Annotated in this window: 14 protein-coding genes and 3 riboswitches; of the genes, 5 read left to right on the top strand and 9 right to left on the bottom strand. The window is 68.5% G+C overall.

The window, feature by feature from the left end; translation table 11 throughout:
* Positions 1–112: 112 nt before the first annotated feature.
* Both C6P64_RS05790 and C6P64_RS05795 read right to left on the bottom strand, forming a co-directional pair.
* Positions 113–1,033 (bottom strand): LysR family transcriptional regulator, encoded by a 921-nt coding sequence (locus tag C6P64_RS05790; RefSeq protein WP_170073050.1) that lies wholly within the window; start codon positions 1,031–1,033, stop codon positions 113–115.
* Between the two features lie 25 nt (positions 1,034–1,058).
* Positions 1,059–2,450 (bottom strand): L-serine ammonia-lyase, encoded by a 1,392-nt coding sequence (locus C6P64_RS05795; protein WP_105747652.1) that lies wholly within the window; start codon positions 2,448–2,450, stop codon positions 1,059–1,061.
* 259 nt (positions 2,451–2,709) lie between these two features.
* A riboswitch (glycine riboswitch) is annotated at positions 2,710–2,804 on the top strand.
* 127 nt (positions 2,805–2,931) lie between these two features.
* On the opposite strand from C6P64_RS05795, the gene C6P64_RS05800 reads away from it, so the two are divergent.
* The 3 genes from C6P64_RS05800 (at position 2,932) to C6P64_RS05810 (ending at position 6,144) form a co-directional block, all read left to right on the top strand.
* Positions 2,932–4,242, top strand: coding sequence for a D-amino acid dehydrogenase (locus C6P64_RS05800; protein ID WP_146115864.1), 1,311 nt, complete (start codon positions 2,932–2,934; stop codon positions 4,240–4,242).
* Between the two features lie 139 nt (positions 4,243–4,381).
* Complete coding sequence (locus C6P64_RS05805; RefSeq protein ID WP_170073053.1) at positions 4,382–5,713, top strand: alanine/glycine:cation symporter family protein; 1,332 nt, start codon at positions 4,382–4,384, stop codon at positions 5,711–5,713.
* A gap of 23 nt (positions 5,714–5,736) precedes the next feature.
* Entirely contained in the window at positions 5,737–6,144 is a 408-nt protein-coding gene (locus C6P64_RS05810) for a GlcG/HbpS family heme-binding protein (RefSeq protein WP_105747655.1), read from the top strand.
* Positions 6,145–6,218: 74 nt separating this feature from the next.
* Here C6P64_RS05810 and C6P64_RS05815 read toward each other — a convergent pair whose 3' ends face one another.
* On the bottom strand, positions 6,219–7,400 hold the full coding sequence (locus tag C6P64_RS05815; protein ID WP_105747656.1) for a M20 aminoacylase family protein: 1,182 nt from the start codon (positions 7,398–7,400) through the stop codon (positions 6,219–6,221).
* Between the two features lie 4 nt (positions 7,401–7,404).
* Positions 7,405–8,397: a Bug family tripartite tricarboxylate transporter substrate binding protein gene (locus C6P64_RS05820; protein ID WP_105747657.1), complete on the bottom strand. Its 993-nt coding sequence runs from the start codon at positions 8,395–8,397 to the stop codon at positions 7,405–7,407.
* Positions 8,398–8,503: 106 nt separating this feature from the next.
* On the opposite strand from C6P64_RS05820, the gene C6P64_RS05825 reads away from it, so the two are divergent.
* Entirely contained in the window at positions 8,504–9,403 is a 900-nt protein-coding gene (locus C6P64_RS05825) for a LysR family transcriptional regulator (RefSeq protein ID WP_105747658.1), read from the top strand.
* A 70-nt stretch (positions 9,404–9,473) separates the two neighbouring features.
* Here C6P64_RS05825 and gcvP read toward each other — a convergent pair whose 3' ends face one another.
* The 5 genes from gcvP to thiD form a co-directional block, all read right to left on the bottom strand.
* A complete protein-coding gene (gcvP, locus tag C6P64_RS05830; protein WP_105747659.1) occupies positions 9,474–12,413 on the bottom strand; it encodes an aminomethyl-transferring glycine dehydrogenase in 2,940 nt (979 codons plus the stop codon).
* A gap of 69 nt (positions 12,414–12,482) precedes the next feature.
* Positions 12,483–12,848 (bottom strand): glycine cleavage system protein GcvH, encoded by a 366-nt coding sequence (gcvH, locus tag C6P64_RS05835; RefSeq protein ID WP_105747660.1) that lies wholly within the window; start codon positions 12,846–12,848, stop codon positions 12,483–12,485.
* 66 nt (positions 12,849–12,914) lie between these two features.
* Complete coding sequence (gcvT, locus tag C6P64_RS05840; protein ID WP_105747661.1) at positions 12,915–14,054, bottom strand: glycine cleavage system aminomethyltransferase GcvT; 1,140 nt, start codon at positions 14,052–14,054, stop codon at positions 12,915–12,917.
* A 69-nt stretch (positions 14,055–14,123) separates the two neighbouring features.
* Positions 14,124–14,236: riboswitch (glycine riboswitch) on the bottom strand.
* Positions 14,237–14,248: 12 nt separating this feature from the next.
* Positions 14,249–14,366: riboswitch (glycine riboswitch) on the bottom strand.
* 9 nt (positions 14,367–14,375) lie between these two features.
* A complete protein-coding gene (gene hemL, locus C6P64_RS05845; RefSeq protein ID WP_105747662.1) occupies positions 14,376–15,671 on the bottom strand; it encodes a glutamate-1-semialdehyde 2,1-aminomutase in 1,296 nt (431 codons plus the stop codon).
* 34 nt (positions 15,672–15,705) lie between these two features.
* Positions 15,706–16,653 carry a bifunctional hydroxymethylpyrimidine kinase/phosphomethylpyrimidine kinase gene (gene thiD / locus C6P64_RS05850; protein WP_245911639.1) on the bottom strand — a complete coding sequence of 316 codons (948 nt, stop codon included), beginning with the start codon at positions 16,651–16,653 and terminating at the stop codon, positions 15,706–15,708.
* Between the two features lie 64 nt (positions 16,654–16,717).
* Here thiD and C6P64_RS05855 point away from each other — a divergent pair, with 64 nt between their 5' ends.
* A complete protein-coding gene (locus C6P64_RS05855; protein WP_105747664.1) occupies positions 16,718–16,891 on the top strand; it encodes a rubredoxin in 174 nt (57 codons plus the stop codon).

Genomic DNA, 16,891 nt, shown 5'->3' on the forward strand with positions numbered 1-16,891 from the left:
GCCCCGCTGGCGTGGCAGCAGTGGAGCGATCTGTTCGAATTGCTCGCGAGTCAGTTGCATCGCAACAGTTTCGAGCCAAGTCCACTGCCTTGTCAACTTGCGTTAACAGGCCCTAGAGCTGCCTGGCCTGCCGGGCCATGGCCTCGGGCAGGGTGTAGCGGCTGGCCGTGAGGCGGGCCGCCTCGACGAAGGCCTGCGCCGCTGGCGACAGTCGCCGGTCCTTGGACGTGATCAGGCCGTTTTCCCGCCAGATGCCCGGCCGCTCGAGGCGGCGCATCACCAGCCGTTCGAGATTCAGGTTCTCGAGTGGCAGCAGCGGCAGCACGGCGCAGCCGATCTGCTGGCGCACCAGCCCGATCGCGGTGGTGAGCGACGGCGTGGTGTAGGCCGGGCGCATCTCTATGCCCGCGGCGGCGGCGGCCCGGTCGGTGTAGATGCGCACCCCGGACTGCAGCGACGCCGAGATGAACTGGTGCTTGCGCAGCGCGCTCCAGGTGACATGCTCGCGGCTGGCCAGGGCATGGTCCTCGTGCATCAGCACGATCATCGGGTCGCGGTAGAGCGGCTCGAACATCAGGTCCGGCTGCGGGCTGGGGTAGAGGCCCCAGCCGATTTCGAGCTCGCCGTTGCGCAGGCGCTCGAGCAGCGGCGCGGCCTGCTCCTCGTGGAACTCCAGCTTGACGCCCGGGCATTGTTTCTGGAACCTGGCCAGCGTCGGCGGAAACAGGCTGCAGGCCACCGAGGCGATCACGCCGACATCCAGCCGGCCTTGCTGGCCGCGGTGCAGGTCCTGGGCATGCCGCTCCAGCGCGCCGAGCTGGTTCAGCGTGCGGCGGGCGCTGTCGAGCATGTCGCGGCCCATGACGCTGAGCTCGAGCCGGCGCGTCGTGCGGTGGAACAGCTGCAGGCCGAGCTCGTCCTCGAGCTGGCGGATCAGCAGCGAGATGCCGGGCTGGGTCACGCCCATTTCCGCCGCTGCCGCAGAGAACGAGCCATGCTCGGCCGCCAGCACGAAGGCCCGGAGTTGGCGCACGGACAGGTTCATCGGCAGCCGGCCCTCAGCACTCGACGATGTTGACCGCCAGGCCGCCGCGCGCGGTCTCCTTGTACTTGACCTTCATGTCGGCGCCGGTCTCGCGCATGGTCTTGATCACCTTGTCCAGGCTGACGAAATGGCTGCCGTTGCCGCGCAGCGCCATGCGCGCGGCGTTGAGCGCCTTGACCGCGGCGATCGCGTTGCGCTCGATGCAGGGGATCTGCACCAGGCCGCCGACCGGATCGCAGGTCAGGCCCAGGTGGTGCTCCATGCCGATCTCGGCCGCGTTCTCGACCTGCTCGGGCGTGCCGCCGAGCACGGCGCAGAGCGCGCCAGCCGCCATCGAGCAGGCCACGCCGACCTCGCCCTGGCAACCGACCTCGGCGCCCGAGATGCTGGCGTTCTCCTTGTAGAGGATGCCGATCGCGGCCGCGGTGAGCAGGAAGTCGATCACGCCGGCGTCGTTGGCGCCCTGGATGAAGCGCGCGTAGTAATGCAGCACGGCTGGCACGATGCCGGCGGCACCGTTGGTCGGTGCCGTCACGACCCGGCCGCCAGCGGCGTTTTCCTCGTTGACCGCCAGCGCGTACAGGTTGACCCAGTCGAGCACCGCGAGCGAATCGCGCAGCGTCGCCTCCGGGTGCTCGGTCAGCGAGCGGTGCAGGGCGGCGGCGCGGCGCTTGACCTTGAAGCCGCCCGGCAGGATGCCTTCGGTGCGGCAGCCGCGCTGCACGCAGTCCTGCATCACCTGCCAGATGCGCAGCAGGCCGGCGTCGATCTCGGCGTCGCTGCGCCAGTGCCGTTCGTTGCGCCGCATGACTTGGGCGATGCTCAGGCCCTCGCGCCGGGCGATCTCGAGCAGCTGGGCGCCGCTGGTGAAGGGCAGCGGCAGCACGGTGGCGTCGGGCGCGATGACTTTCTGCTTGCTGCCGTCGGCCGCCACCTCGTCGCTGACGATGAAGCCGCCGCCGACCGAGTAGTAGCAGCGGTTCTCGAGCTCCTGGCCCTGCGCGTCGTAGGCGACCAGCCGCATGCCGTTGGCGTGGAAGGGCAGGCTCTCGCGGCGCATGAACAGCAGGTCCGCGCGCTCGTCGAAGGCCAGCTCGTGCTCGCCGAGCAGCGCCAGGCTGCGGTTGTCGCGGATCGCTTGCAGCAGTTCCGGCACCCGGTCGACATCCACCGTGTCGGGCTCGTGGCCGGCCAGGCCGAGCAGCACCGCGGTGTCGCTGCCATGGCCCTTGCCGGTGGCGCCGAGCGAGCCGTAGAGCCAGCAGCGCACGCGCGCGGTCCGGGCCAGCACGCCGCCCGATTGCAGCCGCAGCGCGAACAGGCGCGCCGCGCGCATCGGGCCCACGGTGTGGGAACTGCTGGGACCGATGCCGATCTTGAACAGGTCGAAAACGCTGACGGCCATGGTGACTCTCCGATCAGCACAAGCGCTTGGACATGGGGAACTCCTCGTCGAGGGGTGGAATAGGCGTCGATCTTAGCTTTAGCAGGCCGGTCCGCGCCGCGCCGGTCGTCGCAGCGGTCGCATCAATGCCGGCTGCCTTGCACCTGATTGGCCCGGCATGCGCCAGATTGGTGCCGACTTAGGCGTAAACCCCGATGTTTTTCCCTGTTTCGCTCTGGCACGATGCTTGCGTAATCAGCAATATCTTCGGCCCAGTGCCGAGGTTCGATCGGGAGAGATCGCCGGCCCCTGGCCTGCGACGCCGAAGGAGCAACCGCCCCGGAAACTCTCAGGCAAAAGGACCGATCGAATCGTAGAACTCTGAAGAGCGGCCGGATTTAGTCACCCGGCACACCGCAGGAGCAAGCGCGACGCCATCGGCGTTGACGTGAATCTCTCAGGTACCAAACAGAGGGGGCGCGCGTGGCGCAGGGTGCGCGACGTGCTCCTCCCATCGACCTGTTTGGAGCCTGTCCTCATGAAATCGATCGCAGTCATCGGCGGTGGCATCACCGGCGTCACCACGGCCTACGCGCTGGCCAAGCGCGGCTACTCCGTCACCCTGCTCGAGAAGCACCGCTACGCGGCGATGGAGACCTCGTTCGCCAACGGCGGCCAGCTCTCGGCCTCGAATGCCGAGGTCTGGACCCATCCCTCCACCCTCGTCAAGGGGCTGAAGTGGATGCTCAAGAGCGATGCGCCGCTGCTGGTCAATCCCAAGCCGAGCTGGCACAAGCTGAGCTGGTTCGCCGAGTTCATCGCCAACATCCCGAACTACCGGCAGAACACGATCGAGACCGCCCGCCTGGCCGTGGCCGCGCGCGAGCACCTGTTCGCCTGGGCCGAGGCCGAGGGCGTGCACTTCGACCTCAAGAAGAAAGGCATCCTGCATATCTACCGCGACAAGGCCGGCTTCGACCATGCGGGCGAGGTCTCCAAGCTGCTGGCCGCTGGCGGCCTGCTACGCCGTGCCGTCACCCCGACCGAGATGCGCGCGATCGAGCCGACCCTGGCCGGCAACTACTACGGCGGCTACTACACCGAGAGCGACTCGACCGGCGACATCCACCTGTTCACCAATGGCCTGGCTGCCGCGGCCGAGCGGCTCGGCGTCACGCTGCTGTTCGGCCAGGAGGTGCGCTCGCTGCGCAGCGATGGCCAGACGGCCGTGGTCAGCGTGGCCGACGAGACCGGCGTGCAGGAGCGCCGCTTCGACGGCCTGGTGGTCTGCGCCGGCGTTGCCAGCCGCGAGCTGGCGGCCCAGCTCGGCGACCGCGTCAACATCTACCCGGTCAAGGGCTATTCGATCACCGTCAACCTGCTCGACGAGCAGAGCCGGCGCGCCGCGCCCACCGTCAGCCTGCTCGACGACGAGACCAAGCTCGTGACCAGCCGGCTCGGGCCGGACCGCTTCCGCGTCGCCGGCACGGCCGAGTTCAACGGCTACAACAAGGACATCCGCGCCGACCGCATCCAGCCGCTGGTCGACTGGGTCAAGCAGTGCTTCCCGGGCGTCAGCACGCGCCAGGTGCTGCCCTGGGCCGGCCTGCGCCCGATGCTGCCGAGCATGTTGCCGCGCGTCGGCCGCGGTCGCCAGGCCAATGTGTTCTACAACACCGGCCATGGCCATCTGGGCTGGACGCTGTCGGCGGTCACCGCCGATATGATCGCCGACGTCGTGGCGCAGGCCGACGAGCAGGCGATCCAGGTCGGCGCTGCCCCGGGCAACCAGCTGTTCCCGCTGCGCGCCTGATCATTTTTTCCCTTGCCGTTGCTCACGAAGCGGCGGCATTTTCACCCCCCTAGGCTGTTGCAGGCCGGAAAGGAGCACTACCGTGCAATCCCTACATGCGTTTTTTGAATGGCTCAACGGCATCGTCTGGGGCGTACCCATGATCGTGCTGATCCTGGGCACCGGCTTCTACCTGCAATTGCGGCTGGGCTTCATGCCGCTGCGCAAGATCGGCCACGGCTTTGCGATGATCTGGCAGAGCCGCAAGCCCGGCAAGGATTCCGAAGGCGAGATCTCGCCCTACGCGGCGCTGATGACCGCGCTGTCGGCCACCGTCGGCACCGGCAACATCGCCGGCGTCGCCACCGCGATCGCGGTCGGCGGCCCGGGCGCGCTGTTCTGGATGTGGATGACGGCCTTCGTCGGCATGGCGACCAAGTACGGCGAGGTCGTGCTGGCGGTCAAGTACCGCGAGGTCGACGACCATGGCGAGCATGCCGGCGGCCCGATGTTCGCGATCAAGAACGGCCTGGGCAAGAACTGGCGCTGGCTCGGCACCGCGTTCGCGATCTTCGGCGGCCTGGCGGGCTTCGGCATCGGCAGCATGGTGCAGGCCAACGGCATCGCCAGCGCGGTGCACAACGCCTTCGGCGTCGAGACCTGGATCACCGGCGTCGTGCTGACGCTGCTGACCGGCGCCGTCGTGCTGGGCGGCATCAAGCGCATCGGCGCCGTCGCCGAGGTGCTGGTGCCCTTCATGTGCATTGGCTACATCCTGGCCGTCGGCGTGGTGCTGGTCGTGTTTGCCGACCGCATCCCCGAGGCCTTCGCCACCATCTTCAACCAGGCCTTCAACCCGACCGCGGCCAGCGGCGGCTTCCTCGGCGCGACCGTGATCATGGCGATCCAGAAGGGCGTCTCGCGCGGCATCTTCTCGAACGAGGCCGGTCTCGGCACCGCGGGCATCGCCCAGGCCGCCGGCGCGACTTCCAACCCGGTGTTCTCGGGCCTGATCGGCATGATGGGCACCTTCATCGACACCATCATCGTCTGCACCATGACCGGCCTGGCCATCATGGTCAGCGGTGTCTGGACCTCGGGCGCCAACGGCGCGGTGCTGAGCTCGATGGCCTTCGAGGCCGCGATGCCGGGCGTGGGCAAGTACCTGCTGGCGGTCGCGCTGGCGATCTTTGCCTTCACCACCATCCTGGGCTGGTGCTACTACGGCGAGAAATGCTGGGAATTCCTGCTCGGCACCGTCTCCGCCAAGCCGTTCCGCCTGCTGTGGACGATCTCGGTCTATTTCGGCGCCGTGCTGAGCCTGGACTTCGCCTGGCTGGTGGCCGACACGCTCAACGCGCTGATGGCGATCCCGAACCTGATCTCGCTGCTGGTGCTCAGCCCGGTGATCGTGCAGCTCACGCGCGAGTATTTCGCTGGCGAGCCGGCGAGCGCTGCCATCCCCGTGGCCGCGACCGTCAGCCGCAACTGATTCCTTCACCCCAATAAACCGACATGAAAACCAAATCCGTTCTTGAACTGGCCGACGTCAAGGCCATCGCCGCCGCCGCCGAGGCCGAGGCGCTCGGCAATAACTGGGCCGTGACCCTGGCCATCGTCGACGACGGCGGCCACCTGCTGTGGCTGCAGCGCCTCGATGGCGCACCGGCCATCTCGGCCCAGATCGCACCGGCCAAGGCACATACCGCCGCACTGGGCCGGCGCGAGTCCAAGGTCTACGAGGAGGTCATCAACGGTGGCCGCACTTCCTTCCTGAGCGTGCCGGGCGTGCAGGGCATGCTCGAAGGTGGCGTGCCGATCATGAAGGACGGCCAGTGCATCGGCGCCGTCGGCGTCAGCGGCGTCAAGTCGAGCGAGGACGCGCAGATCGCGCGCGCCGGCATCGCGGCATTGGGACTTTGAGCCTTCGATGACAAGAGGCCGGCGCGCTGTACAGCGGCCGGCCTCTTGTGTTTTTGAGCTTGCCTGCTGCGGCTTCAGGCAACCAGGAAGCGTTCGGTGAGCCTGGCCCAGAAGGCGGCGCCGATCGCGATGTTGCCGTCGTCGAAGTCGTAGTTCGGGTTGTGCACCATGCAGGCGCCGTGGCCGCCGCTGGCCTCGTCACCGTTGCCGATGAACAGGTAGCTGCCCGGCACCTGCTCGAGCATGAAGGCGAAGTCCTCGCTGCCGGTCAGCGGCACGGTCTGCAGCTCGACGTTGTCGGCGCCGACCAGCTCGAGCGCGACCTGGCGCGCGAAGTCGGTCTCGGCCTGGGTGTTGACCAGCACCGGGTAGCCGCCCTGGAAGTCGATGCTGGCCTGGACGCCAAAGCTCTGCGCCTGGCCCTCGACCACTTCGCGGATGCGCTGATTCAGCAGCTGGCGCACGCCACGATCGAGCGAGCGCACGCTGAGCTTGAGCGTGGCGCGCTGCGGGATCACGTTGTTGGCCTCGCCGGCCTGCAGCGAGCCGACCGTGATGACCGACATCTGCAGCGGCGCCACGTTGCGCGAGACGATGGTCTGCAGCGCCATCACGATCGAGGCGCCGGCCACCACCGGGTCGATCGCGACATGGGGCATGGCGCCGTGGCCGCCCTTGCCTTCGAGCGTGATGGTGATGTTCTCGCTCGAGGCCATGGTCGCGCCATCGCGCAGCAGCAGCTTGCCGCGCGGGAAGCCCGGCATGTTGTGCATGGCGAAGATCGCGTCGCAGGGGAACTGCTCGAACAGGCCGTCCTCCATCATCTTCCTGGCGCCGCCCAGGCCTTCCTCGGCCGGCTGGAAGATCAGGTTCAGCGTGCCGTCGAACTGGCCCTGCTCGGCCAGGTGCTTGGCTGCGGCCAGCAGCGTCGCGGTGTGGCCGTCATGGCCGCAGGCATGCATCAGGCCGGCATGGCAGCTCGCGTGCGGCAGGCCGGTGGCTTCCTGGATCGGCAGCGCGTCCATGTCAGCGCGCAGGCCCAGGCGCTTGGCCCCCGAGCCGCGCACCAGCTGGCCGACGACACCGGTGCCACCCAGGCCACGCGTGACGCGGTAGCCCCAGGACGCCAGGCGCTCGGCCACCAGTTCGCTGGTGCGGAACTCCTGATAGCCGAGTTCCGGATGCTGGTGGATGTCGCGGCGCAACGCCGTGAACTCGTCCGACAGGGCTTGCAGCTTGAAAAGGGTGTCGGACATGGTGTCACTGGGCCTGCAGGTTGATCGACTTGGCGATGGCGCGGTACTGGGCGATCTCGTCGCTGTAGCTCTTGGTCACCTTGTCTAAGGCCAGCGGTTTCGGAACGATCATGCCCTGGGCTTCGAGTGTCGTGCGCACGCCCGTGTCGTTGGCGACTTCGCTCAGGGCCTTGTGCAGGGCTTGCACCACCGGCTCGGGCGTATCCTTGCGCACGAAATAGGTTTGCCAGGTATCGAACACGAAGCCCTTGAGGGCCTTGCTCTCGTTGAGGGTCGGGACCGACTTGAACGAAGCCTGGCGCTCGGCCGAGAGGGCGGCCACCGCCTTGATCTTGCCGCTGTTGACCAGCTCGACATAGGCCTTGCCGTAGGGGGTGATGAAGATGTCGACCAGGCCGCCCATCAGGTCCTGCGTGGCAGGCGCGCCGCCCTTGTAGGGCACATGCGTCATCGGGACGTTGAGCACCTTGGACATCTGCTCGCCGAGGACATGGTAGAGCGAGCCGGGGCCGACGCTGGCATAGGTCAGGGGACGGCCTTCCTTGGCCATCTTGGCGGCGTAGGCGGCGAGTTCGTCACCATTGCCCACCGGCAGGTCCTTGCGCGCGAACACGATCATCTCGTTGAGCGTGATGGACTGCACCGGGCGGAAGTCCTCGCTCTTGTGCTTGACGGCGGCCACGGCCATCGGGGTCAGGATCAGCTCGTTAGGCGAACCCTGGTAGATGATGTTGCCGTCGGCGGGGGAGTTGAGCACCTTCTGCGCGGCGATCGCACCGCCAGCACCGCCGAGGTTCTCGACGATCACGGTGCGCTCCAGATGCTTGGCCAGCACCGGGCTGACGATGCGTGCGATGACGTCCGAGACGCCGCCGGCCGGGTAGGGCACCATCAGGGTGAGGGGCTTGCCCGATTGCGCCATGGCCGCAGCCGTCAGGGTCAGGCCTGCGAGCAGGGCGGTGGCGCGCTTGAGGGTCTGGCGCTTGCGGATGTCCATGCTTGTCTCCTTCTGATGTAGTGGATGCCTTCATCTTATGGGCGGCTTTTTGATGTGTCCAATGCATTATTTGGATCATTGCTATTCGTTTGTAGAATGCGCTGGCATGAACCTCAAGGCCCTCGAACATCTGCTGGCGCTTGCCGATACCGGCTCCTTCAGCCGCGCCGCCGAGCAATGCTGCCTGACCCAGTCGGCGCTGAGCCGCAGCATCCAGAACCTCGAGCAGGCGCTCGGCGGCCAGCTGCTCGACCGCATCGGCAAGCGCAACGAGCTGACCCCGCTCGGCTGCGAGGTGGTGGCGCGCGCGCGCCGCATCCTGCTCGAGGCATCCGAGCTCAGGCGCAGCGCGGAACGGCTGCAGGGCGGTGGCGGCTCGATCCGGGTCGGCCTGGGTTCGGGCCCGGGCGCATTGCTGACGACCCCGCTGCTGTGCCATGCGGCCGAGCAGCATCCCGACTTGCGGGTGTCGATCACCCGTGGCCCGACCGAGCTGCAGCTGTTGCAGCTGCGCGCGCGCCAGCTCGACGCGCTGGTGGTCGATGCGCGCCGGGTGGCGCCCGCGCCCGACCTGCAGATCGACCCGCTCGGCGACCAGCCGGCCGGCTTCGTCTGCCGCGCCGACCATCCGCTCGCCGGCCAGCCCGGCGTCGGTCTTGAGCAGCTGCTGCGCTATCCGGTCGCCTCGACCCCGCTGTCCGACGAGGTGGCCCGGCTGCTGGTCGAGCAGTACGGCCCCACCGCCGATCCGCAGCTGATGGTCTCGCTGCAGGGCGAGGAGGTCGACAGCCTGATCGCCGCGGTCGAGCGCTCGCAGGCGATCTACCTCGGCATCCTGGCGGCGGTGCGCGAGGGCCTGGCGGCCGGCCGGCTGGTCGAGCTCAAGCTGCAGCCCCCCCTGCGCGTGCAGGCGCGCTTTGCCTACATCACGCTGCAGGGCCGGACCCAGGCGCCGGTGCTGGCCTGGTTCCGCGCCTTCGTGGCCCGCGTGCTCCAGGCCGGATGAGCCGCCGGCCCGGGCGCAGACGGCAGAAAGCCCGCGCGAGGCGGGCTTTCTGCATCAATGCGGCTGGGCCTTATTCGGCGTCACCGATGGGCAGGCAGCTGCAGAACAGGTTGCGGTCGCCGTAGACGTTGTCGACCCGGCCGACCGAGGGCCAGTACTTGACGGCCTGGCCGGTCTTGAGCATGGCGCCGACTTCGCGCGGGTAGGCATGGTTCCACTCGGCGCCGAGCAGGCTGGCCGCGGTGTGCGGGGCATGCTTGAGCGGGTTGTCGTCCTTCGGCCAGACGCCGGCCTCGACCTGGCGCACCTCGTCGCGGATCGCGATCATCGCGTCGATGAAGCGGTCGAGTTCCTCCAGCGTCTCGCTCTCGGTCGGCTCGACCATCAGCGTGTTGGCGACCGGGAAGGACAGGGTCGGGGCGTGGAAGCCGTAGTCCATCAGGCGCTTGGCGACATCCTCGGCCATCACGCCGCTGGTTTCCTTCAGGCCGCGCAGGTCGAGGATGCACTCGTGCGCGACATGGCCGTTGGCGCTGGCGTACAGCGTCGGGTAGTGGTCGGCGAGGCGCTTGCTGATGTAGTTGGCGCTCAGGATCGCGGTCTCGGTCGCCTGCTGCAGGCCATCGGCGCCCATCATGCGGATGTACATCCACGAGATCGGCAGCACGGCGGCGTTGCCCAGCGGAGCGGCCGAGACGGCACCCACGGCCGGCTGGCTGCTCGGGACGCTGTCGTTGACCGGGCCGACATAGGCGCCCTGGGCACTGGCCGTCGCATGGCCGGGCAGGTAGGGAGCCAGGTCGGCCACCACGCAGACCGGGCCGACGCCCGGGCCGCCACCGCCGTGCGGGATGCAGAAGGTCTTGTGCAGGTTCAGGTGGCTGACGTCGCCGCCGAACTCGCCCGGTGCCGCGACACCGACCAGCGCGTTCATGTTGGCGCCGTCGACATAGACGCGGCCGCCATGGCTGTGCACCAGCTCGCACAGGGCCTTGACCTGGGTCTCGAACACGCCGTGGGTGCTCGGGTAGGTGATCATGACGGCGGCCAGGTTGGCGCTGTGCTGCTCGCACTTGGCTTGCAGGTCGGCCAGGTCGACGTTGCCGTTCTCGTCGCACTTGGTCACCACCACCTGCATGCCGGCCATCTGGGCCGATGCCGGGTTGGTGCCGTGGGCGCTGGACGGGATCAGGCAGATGTTGCGGTGACCGTTGCCCTGCGCCTCGTGGTAGCCCTTGATCGCCAGCAGGCCGGCGTACTCGCCCTGCGAGCCGGCGTTGGGCTGCAGGCTGATGGCGGCGTAGCCGGTGGCCTGGGCCAGCCAGGCGCGCAGCTGCTCGTCGAGCAGGCGGTAGCCCTCGAGCTGGTCGGCCGGCGCGAAGGGGTGGACCAGCGCGAACTCGGGCCAGGTGATCGGGATCATCTCGCTGGTCGCGTTGAGCTTCATGGTGCAGCTGCCCAGCGGGATCATGCTGCGGTCGAGCGCCAGGTCCTTGTCCGACAGCGCGCGGATGTAGCGCAGCATGCCGGTCTCGCTGTGGTAGCGGTTGAAGACCGGATGCGTCAGGTAGGCGCTGCTGCGGCGCAGCGCGGCCGGGATCAGGGCCTCGACGCCGGCGGCGAAGCCATCGACCTGCGGGCAGGCCTGGCCCGGCTGGGCGAACAGCGACAGCAGCTGGGCGATGTCCTCGCGCGTGGTGGTCTCGTCGAGCGAGATGCCGACGCAGTCGTTGCGCAGCTGGCGCAGGTTGACGCCGTTGGCGGCGGCATGCTGGACCAGGGCGTGGGCGGCACCCGCGCTGGCGGTCTTGACCGTCAGCGTGTCGAAGGCGGTGTGATGCACCAGCGCGTAGCCCAGCGACTGCAGGCCCTGGGCCAGCAGGGCGGTGTAGCTGGCGACGCGCTCGGCGATGCGCTTGAGGCCCTGCGGGCCGTGGTAGACCGCGTACATGCTGGCGACGACGGCCGGCAGCACCTGGGCGGTGCAGATGTTCGAAGTCGCCTTCTCGCGGCGGATATGCTGCTCGCGCGTCTGCAGTGCCAGGCGGTAGGCCGGGTTGCCATGCGTGTCGACGCTGATGCCGACCAGGCGGCCCGGCAGCGAGCGCTTGTACTCGTCGCGGCAGGCCATGTAGGCGGCGTGCGGGCCGCCGGCGCCCATCGGCATGCCGAAGCGCTGGGTGGTGCCGACCACGATGTCGGCGCCCATCTCGCCCGGGGCCTTGAGCAGGGTCAGCGCGAGCAGGTCGGCAGCCAGGATCAGCGCGGCCTTCTTGCCGTGGATGGTCTCGGCCGACTCGCTCCAGTCGCACAGCCAGCCGCTGCTGCCCGGGTACTGGTTGAGGGCGGCGAAGTAGTCGTCAGCGGCGAGCGCGGCGTTCCACTCGGCTTCGGTGGCGGCGATCTTCACCTGGATGTCCATCGTCGCGGCGCGGGTCTGGATCACCTCGATGGTCTGCGGGTGACAGTCGCCGCCGACGATGAAGACATTGCCCTTGGCCTTGACCGAGCGCTTGGCCAGGGTCATGGCTTCGGCGGCGGCGGTGGCCTCGTCGAGCATCGAGGCGTTGGCGATCGCCATGCCGGTCAGGTCGCTGACCATGGTCTGGAAGTTGACCAGCGCCTCCATGCGGCCCTGCGAAATTTCTGCCTGGTAGGGCGTGTAGGCGGTGTACCAGGCCGGGTTTTCCAGGATGTTGCGCAGGATCACGCCCGGGGTATGGGTGCTGTAGTAGCCCTGGCCGATATAGCTCTTGAAGATCTTGTTCTTGCCGGCAATCGCCTTCAGGTCAGCCAGCGCCTGGGCCTCGGTGATCGCTTCGGGCAGCGCCATGCGGCTGCCACGCGCGATCGAGCGCGGCACGATGCTGTCGATCAGGTCGCGGCGCGAGGCCTCGCCGATCACGGACAGCATGTGGGTTTCGTCGGCAGCGGTCACGCCGATGTGGCGTGCGATGAATTCGCTGGCGTTTTCGAGGTCGGCCAGGGGGCGGGCGGTGGGCGTCGACATGGCAGGTGGATTCCGGGCAAGAAAAAGGAAAGCCACCGCCGAGTCCGACGGTGGCCGATGAGGCGTGGCTTACTGGGTCAGTTCGCCGTAGGCGGTCTCGTCCAGCAGGCCGTCGAGTTCGGCCGGGTTGGACAGCTTGACCTTGAAGAACCAGCCAGCGCCCAGCGGGTCGGTGTTGGCCAGCGAGGGGTCGTCGCGCAGCGCTTCGTTGACTTCGATGATCTCGCCGTTGACCGGCATGTAGACATCGGCGGCGGCCTTGACCGACTCGACCACGCCAGCCACGTCCTTGGCGGCGAAGGTGGTGCCGACCTCGGGCAGCTCGACGAAGACCACGTCACCCAGGGCATCCTGGGCGTGGTGGGTGATGCCGACGACGGCGACATCGCCCTCGACGTTCAGCCATTCGTGGTCGGGGGTGTATTTCAGGCTCATGGGGGCTCCAGATGAAAAAAGTTGGCTCGGACACCGCAGCGCGCGGTGCCTCATTGTCGAAGAAGATCAGCCGCGGTAGTAGCGGGTCGGCACGAAGGGCATGGCCGCGACTTCCATCGCCACCGCCTTGCCGCGCACGATGGCGTTGACCTGGGTGCCGAGCGCGGCATAGGCCGGCTCGACATAGCCGATCGCGATCGGCTGGTTGATGGTCGGGCCGATCAGGCCGCTGGTGACTTCGCCGATGCGCTGGCCCTGCGTGTTCTGCAGCTCGACATGTTCGCGCACCGGCACCCGGTCCTTGGCGATCAGGCCGACGCGCTTGCGGGTGGCCGGCTGGCTGCCGTCGAGCTGGCCCAGCACCTTGTCGGCGCCGGGGAAGCCGCCGGCGCGTTCGCCGCCGGTGCGGCGCACCTTCTGCATCGCCCAGTTCAGCGCCGCCTCGACCGGGGTGGTCGTGGTGTCGATGTCGTTGCCGTACAGGCACAGGCCGGCCTCGAGGCGCAGCGAGTTGCGCGCGCCCAGGCCGATCGGCTTGACCTCGGGCTGCGCCAGCAGGGCGCGCGCCAGCGCGTCGGCTTGGGCTTCATGGACCGAGATCTCGAAGCCGTCCTCGCCGGTGTAGCCGCTGCGCGTGATGTAGAGCTCGGCGCCGTTCCAGCGATAAGCGCCGCCGGTCATGAACACCAGCTGCTCGACGCCGGGAACCAGGCGCTGCAGCGCGGTCACGGCCTGCGGGCCTTGCAGTGCCAGCAGGGCGCGTTCGGGCATCGGGATCACTTCGCAGCGCTGGCCGATCTTGGCCTGGATATGCGCGATGTCGCCGGCCTTGCAGGCGCCGTTGACGATGACGAACAGGTCGCCGCCGTTGGCATAGTCGCGGTTGACGAACATCAGGTCGTCGATGATGGTGCCTTCGTCGGTCAGCAGCAGGCCGTAGCGCTGCTTGTTGACACCCAGGCCGATCACGTCGACCGGCATCAGGGTCTCGAAGGCGGCGGCCGCGTCGGGGCCGACCAGGCGCAGCTGGCCCATGTGCGAGACGTCGAACAGGCCGGCCGCATTGCGCGTGTGGGCATGTTCTGCCATCAGGCCAGCCGGGTATTGCACCGGCATCGAGTAGCCGGCGAAGGGCACCATGCGCGCGCCGAGTTCGAGGTGCAGGGCGTTAAGCGGGGTGGTCAGCAGTGAGTTCTGGTCGGACATGGCGGTATGAAGGCAGTTTTCAGCAACGTGAAGCATACGCCGTACGGTCCGGAACCGCTACGGTGCATGTACTGCCCACCTGTCCGCTCTACCTGAGAGATTCACGCCAGCCCCTGGGGGCTGTCAGCGCTTGCTCCTTCGGTGGCCGCGCTCGGGGCGCGGCTCTCTCCAGGGGGTGACGCCGGCCTCGCAGCCGGCGCTTGCCAGTCCTTTTGCCTGAGCGTTCAAGGCCAGCCTTGCAGCGGGCCTCCTGCGCCTTCGGCGGTCCTGCAATTGGCATGGCCAAGCAAGACTCTCTCCTGACAAACCCGAGATTCTAGCTCAGAGCTGGGCGAATACCTCGCGCGCCGCCGCGACCGTGGCCTCGATGTCGGCGTCGCTGTGCGCGCTGCTCACGAAGCCGGCCTCGTACAGGGCGGGCGCGAAGTAGACGCCGCGCTCGAGCATGCCGTGGTAGAAGCGGTTGAAGCGCGCGCCGTCGGTGGTCATGACGCGGGCGTAGTTCTGCGGCAGCTGATCCATGAAGAAGAAGCCGAACATGCCGCCCTGGCTGTCGCCGCAGAACGGGATGCCGGCGCCATGGGCCGCCTCGGTCAGGCCGGCGACCAGGCGCTGGGTGCGCGCCGACAGCGCCTCGTAGAAGCCGGGCTTTTGCAGCTCGCGCAGCGTGGCCAGGCCGCAGGCGGTCGCGACCGGATTGCCCGACAGCGTGCCGGCCTGGTAGACCGCGCCCAGCGGCGCGAGCAGCTCCATCACCGCGCGCTTGCCGCCGAAGGCCGCCAGCGGCATGCCGCCGCCGATCACCTTGCCCAGCACCGTCATGTCGGGCTCGAAGCCCGGGATCAGGCTGGCGTAATGGCCCTGCGCGCTGCCCAGGCCGACGCGCAAGCCGGTCATGACCTCGTCGAACACCAGCAAGGCGCCATGCTGGCTGCAGAGCTCGCGGCAGCGCGTCATGAACGGGACCGAGGCGCGCACGAAGTTCATGTTGCCGGCGATCGGCTCGATCATCAGGCAGGCGACGGCCGCGCCATGCTCGGCAAAGGCCGCTTCGAGCTGCTCGAGGTTGTTGTACTCGAGCACCAGCGTGTCCTGCACCACCTCGGGCGGCACGCCGGCGCTGGTCGGGTTGCCGAAGGTCGCGAGCCCTGAGCCGGCCTTGACCAGCAGCGCGTCGGCGTGGCCGTGGTAGCAGCCCTCGAACTTGATGATCTTCTTGCGCCCGGTGGCGCCGCGCGCCAGGCGGATCGCGCTCATGCCGGCCTCGGTGCCCGAGCTGACCAGGCGCACCATCTCGAGGCTCGGCACCAGCTTGACCAGTTCCTCGGCCAGCTCGATCTCGCGCTCGGTCGGCGCACCGAAGCTGAAGCCCTCGAGCGCGGCCTGCTGCACCGCCTCCAGCACGGCCGGGTGGCCATGGCCCAGGATCATCGGGCCCCAGGAGCCGATGTAGTCGATGTAGCGCTGCTCGTTGGCGTCCCAGAAATAGGCGCCTTGGGCGCGTTGCACGAAGCGCGGCGTGCCGCCGACGGCCTTGAAGGCGCGCACGGGGGAGTTGACGCCGCCCGGGATCAGGGTCTTGGCGCGTTCGAACAGGGTCTGGTTGCGGTCGGTCATGGCGTGAGGAGTAAGAGGCAGTAAGAGGCCGCGCTCAGTGCGGCGTGGCATCGCTGGAAAGGGTCGTCAGCAGGTCGTGGCTGGCATCGGCCGCGGGCTGGCCGGGCTCGGGGCCCAGGCCGGCCTGGCCCTCGGACTCATGGGCCCAGAACAGCCGGTCGGGCACCGCGCGTCCCATGCCGGGCCGAAAGCCCGCGCCCAGGCTGCGGTCGAGATAGGTCATGGCTTCGGCGCAGGCATCGACCAGCTCGCCCTCGGCGCCGAGCAGGGCGCACAGCGCGGCCGACAGGGTCTCGCCGGCACCGCTGAAGCTGGCCTCGAAGCGCTCGTAGCGCGAGCTCGCGAGCAGGGTCTCGGGCGTCGCCAGGTGGTTCTCGAGGAACAGGTCGGGCGCGTTGAAGCCGGTCACCAGGGTGTAGGGCGGGCCGAGCTGGGCCGCGGCGCGCGCGACCTCGCGCGCGTTCGGTGCCCGCTCCTCGTCCCAGTCGGGCAGCAGCCAGCGGCACAGGGTGCTGTGGTTGCCGACCAGCACGGTGGTGTGCGGCAGCAGCAGGCCGGCGCAGGCGTCGAGGTAGTCCTCGAGCTCGGACTCCTCGCACCAGGACAGGTCGGGCATGTAGGCGATCACCGGCACGCCGTCGTAGTCGGACAGCACGCGCGCGATCGCGCCGAGGTTCTCGGGATTGCCGGCATAGCCGACCTTGAAGGCCTGCACCGTCATGTCCTCGAGCGCGCAGCGCGCCTGCTCCTCGACCGTCTCCTCGTCGATCGCCACCTGGTGCTGCACGCGGCGGGTGTCGCCGACCAGCACCGCGGTCAGCACCGGCAGCACATGGCAGGAGGCGCTGACCATGGCGGCGATGTCGGCCGCCAGGCCGCCGGCGCCGCTGGGATCGTTGGCATTGAAGGTCATGACGCAGGGCAGGCCCTGGGTGTCGCTGCTGGACAGGGGGGCGGACGGCAGTTCGGAGGAGTGGGTCATCGACAAGTAGGGTCGGGGAGGCCCCGATAGAATCGATTCATTCTATAAGACGCCGATTGAACCCATGGACGACTACAAGCGCTGGATGTGCCTGATCTGCGGCTGGATCTACGACGAGGAGCAGGGCGACCCCGACAGCGGCCTGGCCCCCGGCACCCGCTGGCGCGACGTGCCGATGAACTGGACCTGCCCCGATTGCGGCGCGCGCAAGGAGGACTTCGAGCTGGTCGAGCTCTGA

The sequence above is a fragment of the Malikia granosa genome, from assembly GCF_002980595.1.
Taxonomy (GTDB): domain Bacteria; phylum Pseudomonadota; class Gammaproteobacteria; order Burkholderiales; family Burkholderiaceae_C; genus Malikia; species Malikia granosa.

What these genes read in the sequence shown, in the direction of transcription:
- hemL (WP_105747662.1), bottom strand. Translation starts at nt 15,671, where the DNA reads ATGACCGACCGCAACCAGACCCTGTTCGAACGCGCCAAGACCCTGATC.
- gcvP (WP_105747659.1), bottom strand. Translation starts at nt 12,413, where the DNA reads ATGTCGACGCCCACCGCCCGCCCCCTGGCCGACCTCGAAAACGCCAGC.
- C6P64_RS05810 (WP_105747655.1), top strand. Translation starts at nt 5,737, where the DNA reads ATGAAAACCAAATCCGTTCTTGAACTGGCCGACGTCAAGGCCATCGCC.
- C6P64_RS05820 (WP_105747657.1), bottom strand. Translation starts at nt 8,397, where the DNA reads ATGGACATCCGCAAGCGCCAGACCCTCAAGCGCGCCACCGCCCTGCTC.
- C6P64_RS05825 (WP_105747658.1), top strand. Translation starts at nt 8,504, where the DNA reads ATGAACCTCAAGGCCCTCGAACATCTGCTGGCGCTTGCCGATACCGGC.
- C6P64_RS05815 (WP_105747656.1), bottom strand. Translation starts at nt 7,400, where the DNA reads ATGTCCGACACCCTTTTCAAGCTGCAAGCCCTGTCGGACGAGTTCACG.
- thiD (WP_245911639.1), bottom strand. Translation starts at nt 16,653, where the DNA reads ATGACCCACTCCTCCGAACTGCCGTCCGCCCCCCTGTCCAGCAGCGAC.
- C6P64_RS05795 (WP_105747652.1), bottom strand. Translation starts at nt 2,450, where the DNA reads ATGGCCGTCAGCGTTTTCGACCTGTTCAAGATCGGCATCGGTCCCAGC.
- C6P64_RS05805 (WP_170073053.1), top strand. Translation starts at nt 4,382, where the DNA reads ATGATCGTGCTGATCCTGGGCACCGGCTTCTACCTGCAATTGCGGCTG.
- gcvT (WP_105747661.1), bottom strand. Translation starts at nt 14,054, where the DNA reads ATGTCCGACCAGAACTCACTGCTGACCACCCCGCTTAACGCCCTGCAC.
- C6P64_RS05855 (WP_105747664.1), top strand. Translation starts at nt 16,718, where the DNA reads ATGGACGACTACAAGCGCTGGATGTGCCTGATCTGCGGCTGGATCTAC.
- gcvH (WP_105747660.1), bottom strand. Translation starts at nt 12,848, where the DNA reads ATGAGCCTGAAATACACCCCCGACCACGAATGGCTGAACGTCGAGGGC.